The following is an 18,793-nucleotide window of genomic DNA, read 5'->3' as shown; positions in this document are numbered from 1 at the left end:
TGCCCGCTGGGGCGGCGGCTGGGTAGCATCGACGGATGCGCACGCTCACCGGGCTGCCGAAGGCGCACCTCCACCTGCACTTCACCGGGTCGATGAGCATTCCCACCCTGGTCACGCTCGCCAGCGGCCAGGGCGTCGAACTCCCCAGCGCGCTCGTGGACTCCGTCGCCCTCGAGGTGCCGGCCGACAAGCGCGGCTGGTTCCGCTTCCAGCGCTTCTACGACATCGCTCGCGCCGTGGTGAAGGGCGAGGACGCGCTGCGCACCGTCGTCCGGGCCGCCGCCGTCGAGGACTCCGAGGAGGGGTCGCGCCGCCTCGAGATCCAGGTGGATCCGACCTCGTACGCGGCCTCCGTCGGCGGGCTGCAGCCCGCCCTCGAGATCATCTGCGACGAGGCCCGGGTCGCGTCCGCCATCGCCGGGGTGCAGGTGGGGGTCATCGTCGCCGCCTCGCGCATCCGACACCCCTTCGACGCCCGGACGCTGGCCCGCCTCGCCGCCCGGCACGCCGGCCAGGGCCCCGGTGATGTGTGCGGCTTCGGCCTCAACAACGACGAGTGGGAGGGCGACACCGCTGAGTGGGACGGGGCATTCCGCATCGCCCGGCGTGCCGGTCTGCCCGGCGTGCCCCACGGCGGAGAACTGCGCGGCCCCGAGCACGTGCGCCAGGTCTTTCGCCACCTCGAACCGACCCGGCTGGGTCACGGCGTCCGCGCGACGGAGGATCGGGCCCTGCTCGACGAACTCGTGGCCGCGGGCGTCTCCTTCGAGGTGTGCCCGGCCTCCAACGTGCACCTCGGCGTCTACCCCGACCTGGGGGCCGTGCCCCTGCGCCGGTTGCTGGACGCCGGCGCCCGCGTCGCGCTCGGCGCCGACGACCCCCTGCTGTTCCTCTCCCGGCTCAACGATCAGTACGCCACCGCCCGCCACGTCCACGGCTGCACCGATGCCGAGCTCGCCGCGCTCGCGCGTGCCTCCATCGACGCGAGCTTCGCTGCCGACCACGACAAGCAGGCCTGGCGCACCGAGGTCGACACCTGGCTCGCGGACGAGCCAGACGCCGGGACCTGATCGCTCCACCCATCGTCACGCCCCCACCCACACCCGGATGCGCGGTCGGGCGGCGGCGTATCACGGACCGGCCTGCCGGCCTCCTGGGAGGTGTCACGAGATTCGTGACGCACACCACCGGAAGGAACCCACCATGAAGAGGATCACCGCTTGGGCCACCGCCCTGCTCATCGGCGCCGGCGTCTCGCTGCTCGGCGCCACGGCCGCCAACGCAGCCACGTTCGAGTGCCACGTGTTTCAGGACGGAACGGTCGTGTGCCGTCCCATGAAGGACGCCTCCGTCCAGGAGGACGCCTCCGTCCAGGAGTGAGCCCTCAGCGGCCGGCGGGCCGCGGGGTCCGGGCGTTGGCGTGCAGCTTGAGGGCCGACACGGAGGCCGATGACGGGTCGGTGAAGCGCCAGTCGCGCTCCCACGCCCGGGACACGTTCACGCGCGGCCCCCGGCCCACTGCGGTCGGCGGCGACCCGGCCTCCAGCCGGACGCGTCCGCCGCCCAACAAAGGCGCGCCGTTGTCGGCCGCGGCCAGGCCGAGCGCCCGGGTCAGGTTTCCTGGGCCACGGGCCAGCCACGCGTCCCGGACGCCCGGGCGCCGCTCGCGCGCTCGCTCCACCCCGGCGACGACCTCACCCGCGCGGACGAGCACCGCGCTCGCCACACCGGTCGGCCCGCAGACGATGTTGCAGCAGGCGTGGCCGTGCATCTGGTAGACGTACAGGTGGCCCGCCTCGCCGAACATGACCTCGTTGCGTCCGCTCGGCCCGCGCCACGCGTGGGACGCCGGGTCGTCGGCGCCCTCGTAGGCCTCCACCTCGACCAGCCGGACGCCCACGCCGTCGGCCCACAGCACGCAGCCGAGCAGCTCCGGCGCCACCTCGAGCGCACGCCGCGACACATCGGGCGGGACGGGCGCGTCCCCAACCCCCGCCCCCGGCCCCGCAGGGCCCGGAGCCAGCGGGTCCGACCTCACGCGGACGCCGCTGCCGGCGTCCCGAAGCGCACCTCGTTGCGGGCACGCGCCTTCGCGGCCTCGGTCTCGCGGTCCTTGGGCGGAGCGGCGGTGGACAGGGCGTCCAGCAGCCGTTGCGTCGCCGCCTCGACCTCGGCCACCGCAGCATCGAAGGCGGCTTGGTTCGCCTGCGACGGCTTGGTCATGCCGCTCACCTTGCGGACGTACTGCAGCGAGGCCGCCTCCACCTCCTCGGGGTGGGCGGGGGGCTCGAAGTTGAACAGCGGACGGATGTTGCGGCACATGCGCCCAGCGTGCCATGCCCCTGCGGCCCGGTCGAGGGCCCGGCGCGGCAACCGGCACCTCACCAGCCGCCGCCACCGCCTCCGCCGAACCCGCCGCCGCCGGAGAACCCCGACCCGCCCGAGGAGCCGGCCGTCGCCTGCGTCTGGTTGGCGACCGAGGCCTGCATCGCCGAGCTGAGGTTGCCCGACAGCGAGTTCAACGCGTTGCCGAACGAGGCGCCGTAGAAGAAGCCGGACGGGCCGATGTACCAGTCGTCCGGGGTGTACTGACCCCGGGCCGCCAGGTCGGAGAAGATCTTCACCCACCGGTCCGCGACGCCGAACACGATGGCGTACGGCAGGTAGCGCGAGAAGATGTCGATGCCCTCCTCGAAGCGGATCTGGTCGGCCTCGGCCGTCCGCAGGTACAACTCGAAGCCCTTGGCCTCGGCGAGCACCGCGGAGCCCTCGGCGGTGCGGCGTCCGAACCGATTGCTGAGCGCCATGACGAGCACACCGGTGATCAACAGCGCCAGCCCCACCAGACCCCAGCCGGCGGCGACCGCCAGGATCGCCCCGAGGATCACGCCGGCCACCGCGATGGCCACCCCGGCGAAGGCGGCGATCGTGCGGCTGTGGTTCGGCTGCTCGGCGAACCAGTGCAGGTCGCGCGTCACCCGGGCGTACAGCCGCCCGCGGGTGCCGGGCAGCAGGTCGTGGTAGCGCTTGTCCTCCAGCTCCTTCGTCGTGACCTGGTTGCCGGCGGAGAACAGCGTGTTGAGCACGTGCGCCTCGGGGCCGGTGAGGGGGTCGTCGGTGCGACGCTCGGTGAAACGCCAGCCCCGGCCGGCCTCGCTGATCTGGACGTGCCCGCGCACGGCGAGATCGATGATCGTGGCGGTGACGTCGACGTCGTCGGCCGTGGCATCCAGCAGGACGCCGACCTCGCCCGGGCGCGCGCCCTTGGGCGGGGTGAACGCCACGGTCACGGGCGCCTTGGCCAACGCGGCACCGACGGCGGCCTCCTGGCCGGGCGCGGGCCGGACGCCGGGCGTCAGGCCGAGATAGGCCTCGTCGCGGGCGCCCCGCCGCGTCCGCAGCAGCACCGCGCCCACGCCCAGCACCGTGAGGGCGGCCGTCACGAGACCGGTGGCGGGGGTGAGGGGGATCAGGTTGCCCGGGTGGTAGCGCTTCTCGAACACCGGCCCGGCTCCGACGAACGTGCCAGACGGGAAGCCTGCCACGGCCTGGAGACCCTCGCCGGGCTCCAGCAGGTCGTGGCTGTAGGTGGCCGTGGCGGCGGTGGCGTCGTGGGTGCAGGGCTCGGTGAACCCGGAGCCCCAGAAGCAGGCCGTCCGTTGGATGTTGGTCGGCCCCGAGAGCGTGAGGCTCACGTTGCGAAGCGGCACCTGCCACCCGGTGCCGACCACGTTCCAGTTCACCTCGTCCAGCCCGCTCGTCGCCTGCTGGGGCGCGATGAGCCCGCGCGCCGTGTACTCGAGGCGGTAGTTCTGGACGCCGCCGACCTCCACGTCCTCATCCCCGATACGGACGAGCAGCGAGCCGTCCTCGTGCGAGGTCTCGACGTCGGTGGGAGCGCCGGTGCTGCTGGTCACCTCGCCCAGGTCGTAGCTCACCCTGCGCCAGACGTCGGGGTTCCCCTCCACGCGTTGTTGTTCGACGAGCGCCACGAAGGGACCGTGGCCGGGCTCATCGGCGAAGTCGAAATCGAGGTCAACCGTGACGTGGGCCGTCCCGTCGGCGTCCACGCGGGCGGTCACGTCGTACCGGTTGATGGCCCAGTTGTCCTCGTCGGCACGGGCGGTCGCAGGGGCACCCGCGAACACGAGCAGCCCGAGGACGGCGGCGAGGATGCCCAGGACGGTGGCGCGCAGGGTGCGGGTCATGCGTCCACGGTAGACCAGCCCTCCGACAGTCCGCGTCCGACTCCGGTTTCGTCGAAGGTCTCGACCAGGCCGTACTGTCGGAGGCCTGATCTAGGGTGGCCCCATGGGCATCGAACGCTTCTCCGACGAGGGAATCCGGCGCGTGCTGTGCGTCGTCGCGCACCCTGACGATCTCGAGTACGGCGCCTCCGCGGCCGTCCACCACTGGACGAGCGCCGGCATCGAGGTCGCGTACCTGTTGTTCACCTCCGGCGAGGCCGGCATGCAGGCGCCGCCGGAGGAGGTGGGGCCGCTGCGTGCGGCCGAGCAGCGCGAGGCGTGTGCCGCGGTCGGCGTCGAACGCCTGACGATCCTCGACCATCCCGACGGCGTGCTGCAGCCCTCGCTCGACCTGCGCCGCGACGTCGCCCGCGAGGTGCGCACGTTCCGCCCCGATGTCGTGCTCACCACGACGTGGGCCGACGAGGCACCCTGGGGGCTCAACCAGGCCGACCACCGCGTCGCGGGCCTCGCCGCCGTCGACGGCGCCCGCGACGCCGGCAACCCCTGGGTCTTCCGCGAGCTGGTGGATCGGGAGGGTCTCGAGCCGTGGCACGTCTCCCGCCTCGTGGTCGCCGGCGGCTCCCCGCTGAGCCACGGCATCGCCGTGTCGGACGCCGACGTGGCCGCCGCCGTCGCCTCGCTCGCGGCCCACCGGGCCTATCTCGCCGACCTCCCGGACCATCCTTCCCCCGACGAATTCCTGCCGGAGATGTTGGCCGGGCAGGGCCGTGAGCTGGGCACCGACCATGCCCTGCTGGTGCGCGTGCACGACCTCTGAGGGGAATGGCGGCCGGGCCCGCCCGCGCAAGCGGGCGAGAGGGCCGTGTGACGGGGGTGTGACAATCGCATGGCGGGTGTGTGAGGGCCGGCCGATTCGGCCCCGGACGCTCCTAGCATCCCGCCATGGGAACGTTCACCACCGATCTCGCGACGCTGCGCCGCCGGGCGCGCAGCGGGGACGTGGTGCGTCCCGCCGCCTGTGCCGCGCAGATCCAGCACCTGCGCCAAGCCGTGCGCTTGGAGCTGGGCGTCTGCCTGCCCCGCTCCTACGCCTCCTTCCTCGCCGAGTGCAACGGCTTCAGCGTGGGTGGATTCCACGTCCTCGGGGTGGACGCCGAGATCGCGGCCGACACCTCCCCGCTCGCCGCCGCCGGTTTCGCCGGCTGCCTGGCCACCAACCGGGCCCACGAACGGGCCCGCCTGACCACCCGCCTGCCCCACCGCTTCCTCGTCGTCGCCGCCAACCGCGACCACGTCTGGGGAATGAAGGAGGAGGGGTCGTTCTGGCAGATCGAGGCGCTGACCCGCCGCGAGGTGCAGCGTTACGCCGACGGGGACGCCATGCTCCACGCCCTCGCTCGCGGCGAGGCGTGCCTGGAACGGATCTGACGGCGCCGCGGTCGGCCGCCGACCCGGCGCGGCGTCCGGTCTCAGCTCGGGAGTGGCCCGAGGCCGCACTCCGGCTTGTTGCGGATGGCGGCGGCGAGGACGGCGGCGTGGCGCCCCTCGACCGCGGGGAGGGCGTCCTCGGGGAAGAAGCCGACCTCGGTGTTCTCCCCATCGGCCGGGGCCGGCTCGCCCGAGACGTAGCGGCAGCGGAACGTGAAGTTGATGTACTGCGTCTGGTCGCCGTTGGCGTACGTGACCACGTCCGTCACATCGACCCACACCAGCCGTTCGATCTCGGCGACGACGTCGGCCTCCTCGGCGACCTCGCGGAGGGCAGCATCGCCGGGGTGTTCCCCCGGATCGATGATGCCGGTCACCGGCGTCCAGGAGCCGTTGTCGGCGCGGCGGGCCAGCAGCCATTCCGTACCAGCGTCGGTCTCACGGTGGACGCAGGCCGTCACCCCCGAGAGCCACAGCGGCATCGTCCCGATCTTCTCGCGCAGGTCGATGATGAAATCGGGCGTGGCCATGCGGAACTTCCCCTCGGGCGAGGATGCGAGCCATCCCTCGGACGCCGCCGGTCACGGCTCCCCGCGGGACGCTCGCGGCAACGCTCTGCACCCTACCCGCCGGGCTTCGGGCGGGCCCGCCGTGCGCGGCGTCCGCCCTGCCCGGAGCATCCACAGGTGCCGCACAGCCGGCGCGCAGGTTCGCACCCTAGCGTGGGGGATGTCAGCACACACCACAGGAACAAGGACCCGTGATGAGCCCCCTGTTCTCCCGACCGACCCGCCCGTTCCCGCCGGCCTCCGAGCATGAGGGCCAGCCCACCACCGACACCGATCGCACGTACGAGGGCCGCCGCCTCACCCGCCCCCAGGAGGAGCTGGTGGACCAGGGGCTCACCTTCGACATCGCCACCTTGGCCACCCGCCGTCGCTTCCTCGGTGTCATCGGCGCCGGAGCGGCGACCACCGTCCTGGCTGCGTGCACGAGCGGCACCACGGCCACGACGACCACTGCGGGAACGTCCACCGCGCAGACCACGACCACCCCGGACGCCACGGCGAGCACGACCGCGTCCAGCACCGATGAGGAGATGCCGACCGAGACGGCCGGCCCCTACCCGGGGGACGGCTCAAACGGCCCCGACGTCCTCGACATCACCGGGGTCGAGCGCAGCGACATCCGGTCGAGCATCGACGGCAACGGCGTCGCCGCCGGGGTGACGGTCACCCTCACGATGAACATCATCGACATGGCCAACGACGACGCCCCCTTCACCGGTGCCGCCGTGTACCTGTGGCAGGCGGACGCCTTGGGCCAGTACTCCATGTATTCCGACGCCGTCACCGAAGAAACCTATCTCCGCGGCGTCCAGGTGGCCGGTGCCGAGGGAACCGTGACCTTCACCACGATCTTTCCCGGGTGTTATGACGGACGCTGGCCCCACATGCATTTCGAGGTCTTTCCCGATGTCGCCTCCATCACCGACGCGACCAACAATGTCCTCACCTCGCAGATTGCCATGCCGGAGGACGAGTGCTCGGCGGTGTACGAGGATTCCCGCTACACCGAGTCGCCGGCCAACTTCGCCAACGTCACGCTCGCGACGGACAACGTGTTCTCCGACGGGTGGGACATGCAGCTGCCCACGATCAGCGGCAGCGTGGCGGACGGGTACACCATGAGCATCGACGTACCCATCGACACCACGACCGAGCAGGAGGCTGCGAGCGCTCCCGCCGCCGGCGGCGGTCCCGGCGGTGACGGAACCCCGAGGGGCACCCAGCCGTGAGAGGCGTCCCGGTGCCCTGAGGGCACCGGGACGTCGCACGTCTCAGGGTGACACGCGCCTTCCTCAGGGCGACAACTTCTCCCCGGGGGACGCGACCGGTCCGGCCGGCGCGGCCAGGGGCTGCAACCGGTCGCGATACCGGCGGGCGGCGTCCAGATCGGCCGGGGCCGGTTCCGCGACAAACAGGTTCACCGCGTGGGAGGGCATGAAGAGAGCCACCTAGCAGATTCGAACTGCTGACCTACGCATTACGAGTGCGTCGCTCTACCAACTGAGCTAAGGTGGCGCGGCCCGCCGGGCCGGTGCACAACTATAGCCGTGAGGTCGCCCCGGGTGAAACCGGGGCGAGGTGGCGACGGGCGTCAGGCGCAGCTCGTTCCCTCGCCGGGCACCGCCGCGTCGGCCAGGAGCCCCACGACCACGGCGTCCACGCACGCCGAACCGCGCCGGAACGCCACGTGACCGTGGCCGGGTGCCTCGACGAGCACCGATCCGGGCAACGCCGCGGCCAGCTCCTGCGACCAGGGGAATGGCGTCACCGGGTCGCCGGGGGCGCCGATGACCACCACCTCACCCCCCGGTGTGGCGGGCAGGGGCAGCGGCTCGGCCGGAGCCGCCGTCCACCCCACGCACAGGAACGGCGAGCCCATCGCGTGACCCAGGATGGGCGCCACGGCCTGCTCGTCGGCCCACCGCTCCTGCGCGAGCGTGGCGGAGCGCACGTCGTCGTCGGCGCAGTACGTGGCAGTGAACCCGGCCAGCATGCTCGTGTGCGTGCCGTCGGGGCGGCGTCCGGTCTGGGCGTCGGCCGCCTGCAGCAGCGGCGCGCCGTCGCCCGCCTCGGCCGCGGCGAGGGCGTCCGCCAACGTCGACCAGCCGCCCTCGCCGCTACCGAGGATCGTCACGATCCCGCTCGTGGCGAGGCTCTGGGTCAGGGTGCGGTCTCCCACGGCCAGCGGGGTGGCGTCCAGGTCGCCCAGCAGGGCAGCGACGCGAGCCGAGGCGTCCGGGCCGAGGGGGCAGCCGGACGCCGCGCACCACGCCGAGAACGCGGCCAAGCCGCTCTCAAAGGCGAACGCCTGCGGCACGCCCGGCGGACGCCGCGGCTCGACGCCGGCGTCCAGCACCAACCGGCCAACGCGGTCGGGGTACAGCGCCACATAGGCCGCGCCGATCGCGGTGCCGTAGGAGGCGCCGTAGTAGGTGAGCCGCTCCTCGCCGAGGGCCTCGCGGAGCAGATCGAGATCCGCCGCGGTGTCACGGACGGACAGGTGGTCGATCAGGTCACCCGTCAGGTCACGGCAGGCGCGGGCGAACGCCGCGTTGCCGGCTGCCAGCGCGTCGACCTCCTCGGGGCTGTCGGGCGACCCGTCGAGCCCCAGGTACGCGTCCGCAGCCGCGCCAGAGGGGCATTGGGCCGGGGTGGAGGCACCGATCCCGCGCGGATCCCAGCCCACGATGTCGTAGCCCTCGAGACCGGCCGTCGGGAAGCCGGCTGCGAAGGTCCGGCCCGAACCACCCGGCCCGCCGGGGTTGACGAACAGCGTGCCCACGGCGGGCTGCCGGCTGGCGGGGACGCGCGTCAGCGCCAGCGTGATCGCGGGTCCGTCCGGGGCGGCGTGGTCGAGCGGAACGTCCACCGCAGCGCACTCACCGTAAGAACACGGCTCCCACACCGGCGTGGGGGCGGATGCCGCGGGCTCGGCCGAGGGCGTGGGTTGCTGGCTGGCCGGGGTATTGGGTTGGGATGCCGGCTGGGGCGAGGTGCCGGTACACCCCGCAACCGCGACGAGCGCGGCCACCAGGGCCGCGCTCGTGCGTGCCCGCAGCGCGGGCACCGGATCAGACCTCGCGCGCTTCGCGCTCGGCGGCACGCCGGGCGCGGAAGCCGCGATCGACAGCCCAGCCGCCACCACCGGTGAACAACAGCAACACCCCGACCGCCGCGAGCAGCAGCTCCAGCTCGCCGGTGAAACCGGATTCACCAGGGACGAACGGGTTCCAGCTGCCCCACAGCACGAACGCGAGGGCCCCGCCCGCGATCAGCAGCACGCCGAGGCCAGCGATCCGGGTCATCAGGCCGAACACGAGCGCGATCGCGATGGCCACCTCGGCCGCGCCGATCACGATGGCCATGATCGAGGGGTACGGAATCATCGTCTGGCCGATCATCGCCGTCGTGCCCGGCAGGTTGAGCAACTTCTGGACGCCGTGCACGCCCATGATGGCCGCCACGACGAGGCGGAGCAGGAACAGCCCGAGCGAGGGGCCGAAGCGGTCCGTGCTGCGGCGGGTGACGATGCGCTCGGTGACGACCTGCTCCGTGACGACGGGTGCCACACCAGCCGCCTCCGAGCGCTGGGCGGCGAGCCCGGGATCGGGCTGGGGGGCGGGCGCCAGGGCGGCCAGCCGCGCCTCACGCCGGGCGTTGCGCTCCGCCTGCAGCCGCTCCCGCTCGGCGCGAACAGACTCGCTGCTCGCGTGCGGCACCGCACCGGCACCGGCAACCGCCGGGGCGACGTCGCCCTCCCCCGCGGGAACCGACGCCGCCGTGGCGCCCCCCTCGCTGCGGTAGAACGTGTCATCGCGGTCGTCCCACACGGGCTGGTCGTCCAGGCTCCGCGGCTCGTGGTCGCGATGGTCGGGGTCGTCGCCCTGTGGGGCGGCGTCCTCGAACGTCCCGTGCGCGTGCGCGCCGGCGTGGGCGTCGCGCTCGTCCCGGAACGCATCGGTCATGGCGTATTCCTGGGTGGCGTCGGAGTCCTGGTGCTCACGCGGCGTCTCGGCATACTCACTCTCGTACGTCACGTGCGATTCATCGCCGGGCTCGTACGGGCTGGCGGGGTGGCGTTCGTCGGCCATGGGGAAGTCCTTCGCTGCGGGTCAGAAGCCTTTCCATCGTCCCAAACGTGGGCGGCGATCCCCCGCAGCGACACGGCCGGTCAGGGGGCATGCAGGCTGATCATCAACGACTCCAGCGCCAGCTGGGGGGCGACGTTGGTCTCGAGAGCTTCGCGACAAGCCAGGATGGCGTCCAACCGCCCAATCGTCTGCACCGGGGTGCTGCGCCCGGCGAGGGCCTGCAGATCGGTCAGCAGATCGGCGTTGATCAGGCGCGCGGTGCCGCCGGTCTGCAGCGCCAGCACGTCCCGGTAGTAGCTGGTGAACTCCGTGAGCACCCGGTCGAGCGCGTCACGCTGCAACCGCTTCGTGCGCGCCTTCTGCTGCTCCTCCAGGTCCTTCAGTGCGGCGGCCGCATTGCGGGGCCTGGTGCCACGGGTGCCGACGCCGAGCGCCTCGGACAGCTCGGCCTTCTCGCGGGCGTCCACGTCCTGGGTCGCCTGCCCGGCCTCCTCGCTCGCGGCGTCGACGACGTTGGCCGCGGCCTGCAGGCACTCCCCCAGCGTCGTCAGCGCGGCGGGGATGCGGAGCACCTCCGCGCGGCGGCGGCGCGCGTCCTCATTGCGGGCCAGCACGCGGGCCCGCCCGATGTGCCCCTGGGCCACGCGGGCGGCGTGGGCGGCCATCTCGTACGGGATGCCGTCCCGGCGCGTGAGCAGTTCGGCGACCGCCTCGTCCGAGGGCGTCGCCAGCTCCACGCGGCGGCACCGTGAGCGGATGGTGACCACCACGTCGTCCGGGGTGGGGGCGCAGAGCACCCACACCGTCCTGGCCGCGGGTTCCTCGACGGCCTTGAGGAGCGCGTCCGCGCCGCGCTCGGTGACGCGGTCGGCGTCCTCCACCACGATCACCTGGGCCCGCCCCAGGGTGGGCGACATCGCGGCGCGTCGCACCAGTTCGCGCACGTCATCGACACCGATCGAGAGCTGCTCGGTGCGCACGAGCGTGACGTCTGGGTGCGCGCCGGACAACGCGGTGCGGCAGGCGCGGCACTCCCCGCACCCGCCCCGCTCGCACTGCAGCGCTGCGGCGAACGCCTTCGCCGCGTTGGAACGCCCGGAACCGGGCGGGCCGGTGACGAGCCAGGCGTGGGTCATCGCGTGCCGCTCGCCCGCGACGGCGCGCCGCAAGGTCTCCACGGCCCGCTCCTGCCCCACGAGCTCGGCCCAGACGCCCTCCCCGACCGGTGGCGTGGCGGTTGGTGTGACCGTCGATGTGCTCATGTGCTGAGTCTGCCGGGGGCGTCCGACAGTTTCGGGTCGGACGCCGCCCGGCCGGACGCGTCCGGGCCGAGCAGTGCGGCGACGCGCACGCGGACGGCGTCCGCGATGGCCTCGCGGGAGTCGCGCGCGGGCAGGACGAGGTAGCGGGCGGGGTCGCGCTCCGCGAGGGCGAGGAACCCGGCGCGGACGCGGGCGTGGAAGTCCCCGCCGGCGGCCTCCATGCGATCGGCGTCCGCGATGCCGGCCAGGCCGAGGGTGGGGTCGAGGTCGAGCAACACGGTGAGATCGGGGCGCAGGTCGTCGGTGGCCCAGCGATTGACGCGTTCGACCTCCGCCAACTCCAGGACGCGGCCGGCCCCCTGGTAGGCCAGGGTCGAGTCGACGTAGCGGTCCGACACGACGACGGCCCCGCGCGCGAGGGCGGGCCGGACGAGGGCGTCCACGTGTTGGGCCTTGTCTGCGGCGAACAGCAACGCCTCGGCACGCGGTGAGAGGTTCTCGGTGGCGCGGCTGAGGAGGATGCGGCGAATCTGCGCATTGACCGGGCCGTCCCCGGGCTCGAAGGTGCGGACGACCTCACGTCCCCGGCTCGTGAGCCAGGCGGTCAGCAGCTCGGCCTGGGTCGACTTGCCGACGCCGTCGCCGCCCTCGAACACGATGAAGATGCCCCGCACGCAGGCCATCCTAAGCTCACGAGGGGGAAGGAATGTCGGTGCGGGGGTGTTCACTGGTTGAGGGCTGGTTCGCACGGCCAGCCGGACCCGATTCGAGAGGACCCATCGATGACGCACTCGCAGACCACGGGCGGCGCACCCGCCGAGAGCGATGCCCATTCCCTGAGTGTCGGACCCAACGGCCCACTCCTGCTCCACGACGTCCACCTCGTCGAGACGCTCGCCCACTTCAACCGCGCGAACGTGCCCGAGCGGCGTCCGCACGCGAAGGGCGCCGGGGCATTCGGCCGGTTCACGGTGACGCAGGACGTGTCGCGGTGGACGAAGGCCGCCGTCTTCGCCCCCGGCACCGAGACGAAGACGCTGCTGCGCTTCTCGACCGTCGCGGGTGAGCTCGGCTCCCCCGACACCTGGCGCGACGTCCGCGGCTTCTCGCTGCGGTTCTACACGACCGAGGGCAACTACGACCTCGTCGGCAACAACACCCCGATCTTCTTCGTGCGCGACCCGATGAAGTTCCCGCACTTCATCCGCAGCCAGAAGCGGCTGCCCGACAGTGGCCTGCGCGACGCCACCATGCAGTGGGACTTCTGGACGCTGTCGCCGGAGTCCGCACACCAGGTGACCTATCTCATGGGTGACCGTGGCCTGCCGCGAACGTGGCGTCACATGAACGGCTACGGCTCGCACACCTACCAGTGGGTCAACGAGGCGGGCGAGCGGTTCTGGGTGAAGTACCACTTCCACACCCAGCAGGGGATGGAGTTCCTCACCAACGACGAGGCCGAGGCCGTGGCCGGCGGCGACGCCGATTACCACCGGCGCGACCTGTTCGACGCCATCAAGCGTGGTGAGCTTCCGAAGTGGACGATGTCGGTGCAGGTGATGGGGTACGAGGAGGCCAAGACCTACCGCATCAACCCGTTCGACCTCACCAAGGTGTGGCCGCACGAGGACTTCCCCCTGCACGAGGTGGGCGTCCTGGAGCTCAACGAGAACCCCACGAACTTCTTCGCCCAGATCGAGCAGGCGGCGTTCGCGCCGTCGAACATCGTGCCGGGCATCGGGTACTCCCCCGACAAGATGCTCCTCGGCCGGGTGTTCGCCTACGCGGACGCCCACCGCGCCCGGGTCGGTACGAACTTCCACCAGCTGCCGGTCAACCAGCCGCTCGGTGTCGAGGGCGGCATCGAGGGGGCCAACCACTGGATGTTCGAGGGCAACATGACCTACCACCACAGCGGTGACCAGCCCGTCTACGCCCCGAACTCCTTCGGCCGCTCGTACTCCGAGTGGCAGGGCGAGGTAGCCGAGGGCTGGGAGTCCGACGGTGCGATGGTGCGCGCCGCGTACACGCTGCGGGAGGACGACGACGACTTCAGCCAGCCCGGCAAGCTGGTGCGTGAGGTCTTCGACGACGCGGCGCGCGACCGGCTCGTCGAAACGCTGACCGGGCAGCTCAAGGCGATCACCGACGAGGGGGTTGCCGACCGCTTCATGTGGTACTGGACCTCCATCGACCCCGGCGTCGCCTCGCGCGTGCAGGCCAACGTCCAGGGCTGACCTGCTTGCCCCGGGCGCGACCCGCAGATCGCGTCCGGGGCTGAGGTTGGCCAGAGCGGCCCCCACCCGGTTTCGGGTGGGGGCCGTTGGCGTGGGGGGTGTGCGCTGGGCCGTCTTGCTGGGAGTGGCTCGGCGACGATGGCGAGCGCCGTGGCGGCCCCCCACCTGGCGGAGTGCCGTGCACGTGGCGTACCTGAACCGCACGTGGCGCAGTGCAGCTCACGTGGAGGGCCTTGCACGGGCCGCCAGGTGAGCTCCACTGCGCCACGTGGGCGGCCGGTGCGCCACGTGGGTGGCCGGTGCGCCAGGTGGGGTGGAGGTGCGCCAGGTGGCGTCGAGGTGCGCCACGCGCCCCGTCCATCATCACGATGCCCTCGCGAGACGATCACCGGCCGGTGCCGGCGCCTCGACGACGAGGGTGCCCGTCCGTCCTGTGACCCGGTCGCCTCCTCGCCGTCTAGGGTCGAGGTGTGCACATCTTCGTGGTGTCCTGCACCTTGGTGAATCCGTCCGGTGAGTTGCTCGTCGTCCGCAAGCGGGGGACGTCGGTGTTCATGCTGCCCGGTGGCAAGGTCGAGGCCGGTGAGACCCACCTCGCCGCGACCCTGCGGGAGGTGCGCGAGGAGGTGGGTCTCGACCTCGAGGCGGACGCCGTCGCGCTGCTCGGCACGTGGTCGGCGCCGGCGGCGAACGAGCCGGGGTGGACGATCACCTCCGACGTCTTCACCGCTCCCCTGCCGGGTGAGCCACGGGCCTGCGCAGAGATCGATGAGATCGCCTGGGTCTCGTTGGACGCCGACCCGGGCGCCGGCGTCCCCCTGGCGCCACTGCTGACCCAGCATGTGTTGGCGGCCCTCGGGCGGCGCACCGGGCCCCGCGACACGCTCACTTGGGGCTCAAACTCCGCCTCCGGAGGCGGAGTTTGAGCCCCAAGTGAGCGTGTCGGCGCAGGCCAGCACCCGACCCACCCCCCAGGTAAGCTCTCCAAACCACGAATCGATGAAATCCACCGGAGGGACGCCGTGTCGCTGCGACGCCAGGAGAACGCACAGATCTACTTTGAGAAGCGCTTCTTGAGCAGTTCAGGTCGGGTCGTGTTCAGCGCCTCACCCCAGCGCAATTTCGAGGTCGGCCTGATGACGCGCGACGAGTTCAACCGCTACATGTCCCAGCAGCAGACCTACCCGGTCAAGATCGGCTCCTGGGGTGATCGCTCCTACTGGATGTTCGAGAACCGCTTCTACTGGGACAACGACGGCCTGACCGCCGCGGGCGTCCACGCGCTGCTGGTGACGCGCCGCGAACAGCAGGAGCGCCGCGTCCGTCACGCCCAACAGAGCGTCGCTCAATCGAGGACGTCTCCCCCGCAACGTCGATCCGCGATCCCGGACGACGTCAAGCACTACGTCTGGAGCCGCGACGGTGGACGCTGCCGCGCCTGCGGCTCCGACGTGGAACTGCAGTTCGACCACGTCATCCCCGTTTCCCGGGGTGGCTCGTCGAACGCCGAGAATCTCCAAGTGCTGTGCGGCCCCTGCAACCGCCGCAAGCGGGCCGGCCTCACCGTCACCTGACCGGCGCCACCAGCGTCACCGGCGCTATCCCGCGCGCGGAGGCGTCCAGACCTCGGCCTCACTGTCGTCGGGGTAGTAGTGCCCGGACGGGATCGTCTGCAGCTCGATCAACGTCCCCCAGGGTGCCCGCACGTAGACGCTTCCGTTGCCGGGGGTGTCCTCGTAGCGGCTGTTGGGGTGCACGGCAGAGAGTGCCTGACCGCCGGCGTCCACCAGCCGACGCAGCGAGCCCTCGATGTCATCCACATAGAAGGACAGGTGGTTGAGCCCCAGGTCGGCCAACCCGACCGCCGCTCGCTGAGGGCCCTCGATCTCGAACAGCTCCAGCGACGGGCCGGTTCCGGCCACGATCATGCGCTGCCGGCGGATCTTGGCCCCCGGGGGCAATCCCAGCTGCTCCTCGGTCTGCGCCCCGCACCGCGGCTCGTCGTCGCGCGTCAGACCGTCGTAGGCCACCTTCGCGCCCAACCCGGCCTTGAAGAACCGCGTCGCCTCCTCCAGGTCCGGCACCGTGATGCCGATGTGGTTGATTCCGCGGGGCAGGGCGTCAGTCATGGCCGCATCGTACGTCCGCGGACCCAACAGCGGCGACACGCTCGATGTGGTCTCAAACTCCGCCTCCCAAGGCGGAGTTTGAGACCGAAGTGAGCGTGTCGGCGCCCCCCTGGCGCCCCGCTGGCGCCCCGCTGGCGCCCCTACGCCGCCGCGGAGGCTACTTCTTCGTCGTCCGGCGACGGGTGGTGGTCTTCTTGGGGGCCGGGCCCTTGGCACGCTTCTCCGCCAGCAACTCGGCGGCGCGCTCCAGGGTGATGTCCTCCACCGAGTCCGCCTTGCGCAGCGTGGCGTTGAACTCGCCGTCGGTCACGTACGGCCCGAAGCGGCCGTCCTTCACCACCACCGGTTTCCCCGACGCCGGATCGGCCCCCAGCTCCTTCAGCGGGCCAGCCGCGGCACGGCGTCCCCGGGTCTTCGGCTCGGCGAAGATCGCGGTCGCCTGCTCCAGCGTGACCGTGAACAGCTCCTCCTCCGTGGCCAGCGAACGCGAGTCGGTGCCCTTCTTCAGGTAGGGCCCGTAACGACCGTTCTGGGCCGTCACCGGCTCGCCGTCGATCTCACCGACGACGCGCGGCAGGCTCATCAGCCGCAGCGCGTCCTCGAGCGTCACCCCGTCCAGCGTCATGTCGGAGAACAGCGACGCCGTGCGCGGCTTGGCCGCCTTCGGCGCGTCCTCGTCCAGCACCTCGGTGACGTAGGGGCCGAAACGCCCGTTCTTGGCCACGACGCGGTGCCCCGAGTCGGGGTCGACGCCGAGCTCGCGCTCCATGCCGGCCGGGGTCGCCAACAGCTCCAGGGCCTTCTCGACCGTCAGTTCATCAGGAGCCAGGTCGTCGTCCACGTTCGCGCGGCGCCCCTCGGCGTCCTCGATGTAGGTGCCGTAACGGCCGACGCGCACCGCGATGCCGGAGTCCTGCCCGGCCACCGGGTGGAACGTCGAGAGCATCCGCGCATCGATGTCACCCAGCTCGCCGACGAGCTTCTCGAGCCCCTCGTAGCCCTCCGAGCCGTAGTAGAAGTCCTTCAGCACGTCGAGGCGCTGGGCGTCACCGGCCGCCACCTCGTCCAGGATCTCCTCCATCTGCGCGGTGAACTGGTAGTCCACCAACCGCGAAAAGTGCTCCTCGAGCAGCCGTGTCACCGCGAACGCCAGCCACGTCGGCACCAGCGCCGAGCCCTTCTTGTACACATAGTCACGGCTCGTGATCGTCCGGATGATCGACGCGTACGTCGAGGGACGGCCGATCTCCAGCTCCTCCAACTTCGCCACCAGCGACGGCTCGGTGTAGCGCGACGGCGGACGGGTGTCGTGGGCCTCGGCCGTCACGTCCTCCACCGCCAACGCGGCGCCGGACGCGAGCTGCGGCAGCCGCGCGGTGGCGTCGTCGGAGTCGTCGCCCTCCTCGGTGCCGGCCACGTAGGCGCGCAGGAACCCCGGGAACGTGATCGTCCGCCCGGACGCCGTCAGCGTCGCATCGCCGACCGACACCAGTTCGCCGGAGGTGACGTTCGCCACCTCGACCGGCTCCCCCAGGTTCGCCGTCATCGTGATCGTCACCGTCTGGCCCTCGGCGTCACGCATCTGCGAGGCGATCGTCCGCTTCCAGATCAGGTCGTAGAGGCGGTAGGCATCACCCGCCAGGCCTGTCGCCTGCGGCGTCCGGAACTGGTCACCGGCCGGCCGGATCGCCTCGTGCGCCTCCTGGGCGTTCTTCACCTTCGAGGTGTACGTGCGCGGCTTCTCGGGCAGGAAGTTCGCCCCGTACAGCTCGGTCACCTGGGCCCGGGACGCCGCGATCGCCGTCCCCGAAAGCGTCACCGAGTCGGTACGCATGTAGGTGATGAAACCGCCCTCGTAGAGCTCCTGGGCCACCGACATCGTCCGCTGCGCGGTGAACCCGAGCTTGCGGCCCGCGTCCTGCTGCAGCGTCGTGGTGCGGAAGGGCGGGTAGGGACGCCGCGTGTACGGCTTGGCTTCCACCCCATCGACCACCACGGACGCCGCGCGCAGCCCGGACGCCAGCGCGTCGGCCCCCGCCAGGTCGAGGTGCAGCGCCTGCTTGGCGGTGAGCTGACCACCGGCGTTGAAGTCGCGGCTGCCGGCGATGCGCAGCCCGGCGGCCGCGCTGACGCGGGCGCTGAACTGGCGCGGGTCGGCGTCCGGCCCCGCATCGAGCAGAGCCGTGAGGTCGGCGTAGTTGGCCGAGCGGAACGCCATGCGCTCGCGCTCGCGGTCGACCACCAGGCGCGTCGCGACCGACTGCACCCGGCCGGCCGACAGCTTGGGCATGACCTTCTTCCACAGCACGGGGCTGACCTCGTAGCCGTAGAGACGGTCGAGGATGCGGCGGGTCTCCTGGGCGTCGACGAGATCGGTGTCGAGGTCGCGCAGGCTGTCGGCCGCCGCGCGGATCGCCTCGGGCGTGATCTCGTGGAAGACCATGCGCTTGTACGGAACCTTCGGCTTGAGCTCCTGCAGCAGGTGCCACGCGATGGCCTCGCCCTCGCGATCCTCATCGGTGGCGAGGATGAGTTCGTCGACGCCCTTGAGCTTCTCCTTCAGGTCGCGGATCGTGGCCTTCTTCTCGGGGGAGACGACGTACAGCGGCTCGAAGTCGTCCTCCACGTTGACGCCGGTGCGCGCCCACTTCTGTCCCTTGTACTTGGCGGGCACCTCGGCCGCGCCCGTCGGCAGGTCGCGCACGTGCCCGCGGCTCGACTCGACCACGTAGGAGGTGCCGAGAACCTGGGTGAGGGTGCGCGCCTTGGTGGGTGACTCGACGATCACGAGGCGGCGATGCGCTGCGGTGGCCACGTCCTGCTTTCCTTCTGGGTGGGCGGAGGCCGTCCGGCACCCGCCAGAATC

Annotated in this window: 19 protein-coding genes and 1 tRNA gene; 8 read left to right on the top strand and 12 right to left on the bottom strand. The window is 71.8% G+C overall.

The annotated features are described in order from the left end of the window. The first annotated feature begins 35 nt into the window (after positions 1-35). Positions 36-1,070 (top strand): adenosine deaminase, encoded by a 1,035-nt coding sequence (locus IFY26_RS11415; protein WP_232549129.1) that lies wholly within the window; start codon positions 36-38, stop codon positions 1,068-1,070. Between the two features lie 133 nt (positions 1,071-1,203). Then, the gene (locus IFY26_RS11410; RefSeq protein WP_232549128.1) at positions 1,204-1,380 is read left to right on the top strand and encodes a hypothetical protein; all 177 of its coding nucleotides are present in this window, start codon (positions 1,204-1,206) and stop codon (positions 1,378-1,380) included. A 4-nt stretch (positions 1,381-1,384) separates the two neighbouring features. Here the strand turns inward: IFY26_RS11410 and IFY26_RS11405 are convergent, their stop codons facing one another. From IFY26_RS11405 to IFY26_RS11395, 3 genes are all read right to left on the bottom strand, one after another. Beyond that, positions 1,385-1,963, bottom strand: a complete 579-nt coding sequence (locus IFY26_RS11405) for a DNA-3-methyladenine glycosylase (RefSeq protein WP_332836189.1) — start codon at positions 1,961-1,963, stop codon at positions 1,385-1,387. Positions 1,964-2,034: 71 nt separating this feature from the next. Continuing rightward, the gene (locus IFY26_RS11400; protein ID WP_232549126.1) at positions 2,035-2,322 is read right to left on the bottom strand and encodes a DUF2277 domain-containing protein; all 288 of its coding nucleotides are present in this window, start codon (positions 2,320-2,322) and stop codon (positions 2,035-2,037) included. A 59-nt stretch (positions 2,323-2,381) separates the two neighbouring features. Continuing rightward, positions 2,382-4,208, bottom strand: a complete 1,827-nt coding sequence (locus IFY26_RS11395) for a DUF2207 domain-containing protein (RefSeq protein WP_232549125.1) — start codon at positions 4,206-4,208, stop codon at positions 2,382-2,384. Between the two features lie 103 nt (positions 4,209-4,311). Here IFY26_RS11395 and IFY26_RS11390 point away from each other — a divergent pair, with 103 nt between their 5' ends. Together IFY26_RS11390 and IFY26_RS11385 are read left to right on the top strand one after the other, a co-directional pair. Next, positions 4,312-5,028 (top strand): PIG-L deacetylase family protein, encoded by a 717-nt coding sequence (locus IFY26_RS11390; protein WP_232549124.1) that lies wholly within the window; start codon positions 4,312-4,314, stop codon positions 5,026-5,028. A gap of 125 nt (positions 5,029-5,153) precedes the next feature. Then, positions 5,154-5,639 (top strand): hypothetical protein, encoded by a 486-nt coding sequence (locus IFY26_RS11385; protein ID WP_232549123.1) that lies wholly within the window; start codon positions 5,154-5,156, stop codon positions 5,637-5,639. A gap of 41 nt (positions 5,640-5,680) precedes the next feature. Here IFY26_RS11385 and IFY26_RS11380 read toward each other — a convergent pair whose 3' ends face one another. Then, positions 5,681-6,169 carry an NUDIX hydrolase gene (locus tag IFY26_RS11380; RefSeq protein WP_232549122.1) on the bottom strand — a complete coding sequence of 163 codons (489 nt, stop codon included), beginning with the start codon at positions 6,167-6,169 and terminating at the stop codon, positions 5,681-5,683. A 233-nt stretch (positions 6,170-6,402) separates the two neighbouring features. Between IFY26_RS11380 and IFY26_RS11375 the strand changes: the two genes are divergently transcribed. Beyond that, positions 6,403-7,437, top strand: a complete 1,035-nt coding sequence (locus tag IFY26_RS11375) for a dioxygenase family protein (protein WP_232549121.1) — start codon at positions 6,403-6,405, stop codon at positions 7,435-7,437. A 63-nt stretch (positions 7,438-7,500) separates the two neighbouring features. On the opposite strand, the gene IFY26_RS11370 is transcribed toward IFY26_RS11375, so the two are convergent. The 6 genes from IFY26_RS11370 to tmk all read right to left on the bottom strand — a co-directional run bounded on the left by IFY26_RS11370 (position 7,501) and on the right by tmk (position 12,235). After that, on the bottom strand, positions 7,501-7,644 hold the full coding sequence (locus IFY26_RS11370) for a hypothetical protein (protein WP_232549120.1): 144 nt from the start codon (positions 7,642-7,644) through the stop codon (positions 7,501-7,503). A gap of 6 nt (positions 7,645-7,650) precedes the next feature. Further along, positions 7,651-7,723: transfer RNA gene (locus IFY26_RS11365), tRNA-Thr, on the bottom strand. A 76-nt stretch (positions 7,724-7,799) separates the two neighbouring features. Then, on the bottom strand, positions 7,800-9,077 hold the full coding sequence (locus IFY26_RS11360; RefSeq protein ID WP_232549119.1) for an alpha/beta fold hydrolase: 1,278 nt from the start codon (positions 9,075-9,077) through the stop codon (positions 7,800-7,802). Between the two features lie 202 nt (positions 9,078-9,279). After that, the gene (locus IFY26_RS11355; protein ID WP_232549118.1) at positions 9,280-10,299 is read right to left on the bottom strand and encodes a DoxX family membrane protein; all 1,020 of its coding nucleotides are present in this window, start codon (positions 10,297-10,299) and stop codon (positions 9,280-9,282) included. Positions 10,300-10,379: 80 nt separating this feature from the next. After that, entirely contained in the window at positions 10,380-11,561 is a 1,182-nt protein-coding gene (locus IFY26_RS11350; RefSeq protein WP_232549117.1) for a DNA polymerase III subunit delta', read from the bottom strand. Then, positions 11,558-12,235 (bottom strand): dTMP kinase, encoded by a 678-nt coding sequence (gene tmk, locus IFY26_RS11345; RefSeq protein ID WP_232549116.1) that lies wholly within the window; start codon positions 12,233-12,235, stop codon positions 11,558-11,560. Before tmk ends, IFY26_RS11350 begins: the two co-directional genes overlap by 4 nt. Positions 12,236-12,343: 108 nt before the next feature. On the opposite strand from tmk, the gene IFY26_RS11340 reads away from it, so the two are divergent. The 3 genes from IFY26_RS11340 to IFY26_RS11330 all read left to right on the top strand — a co-directional run bounded on the left by IFY26_RS11340 (position 12,344) and on the right by IFY26_RS11330 (position 15,372). Continuing rightward, the gene (locus tag IFY26_RS11340) at positions 12,344-13,798 is read left to right on the top strand and encodes a catalase (RefSeq protein WP_269779420.1); all 1,455 of its coding nucleotides are present in this window, start codon (positions 12,344-12,346) and stop codon (positions 13,796-13,798) included. A gap of 470 nt (positions 13,799-14,268) precedes the next feature. Further along, on the top strand, positions 14,269-14,724 hold the full coding sequence (locus tag IFY26_RS11335; protein ID WP_232549115.1) for an NUDIX hydrolase: 456 nt from the start codon (positions 14,269-14,271) through the stop codon (positions 14,722-14,724). A 96-nt stretch (positions 14,725-14,820) separates the two neighbouring features. Then, positions 14,821-15,372 carry an HNH endonuclease gene (locus tag IFY26_RS11330; RefSeq protein WP_232549114.1) on the top strand — a complete coding sequence of 184 codons (552 nt, stop codon included), beginning with the start codon at positions 14,821-14,823 and terminating at the stop codon, positions 15,370-15,372. Positions 15,373-15,396: 24 nt separating this feature from the next. Here IFY26_RS11330 and IFY26_RS11325 read toward each other — a convergent pair whose 3' ends face one another. Beyond that, positions 15,397-15,927, bottom strand: a complete 531-nt coding sequence (locus IFY26_RS11325; protein ID WP_232549113.1) for a VOC family protein — start codon at positions 15,925-15,927, stop codon at positions 15,397-15,399. Positions 15,928-16,084: 157 nt separating this feature from the next. After that, positions 16,085-18,742 carry a type I DNA topoisomerase gene (topA, locus tag IFY26_RS11320; protein WP_232549112.1) on the bottom strand — a complete coding sequence of 886 codons (2,658 nt, stop codon included), beginning with the start codon at positions 18,740-18,742 and terminating at the stop codon, positions 16,085-16,087. Positions 18,743-18,793: the final 51 nt, after the last annotated feature.

Origin of the sequence: Propioniciclava soli (assembly GCF_014858005.1) — a bacterium.
GTDB lineage: Bacteria > Actinomycetota > Actinomycetes > Propionibacteriales > Propionibacteriaceae > Propioniciclava > Propioniciclava soli.
The sequence above is the reverse complement of the archived record's forward strand: the minus strand, read 5'-3'. Positions and strand labels throughout refer to the sequence as shown.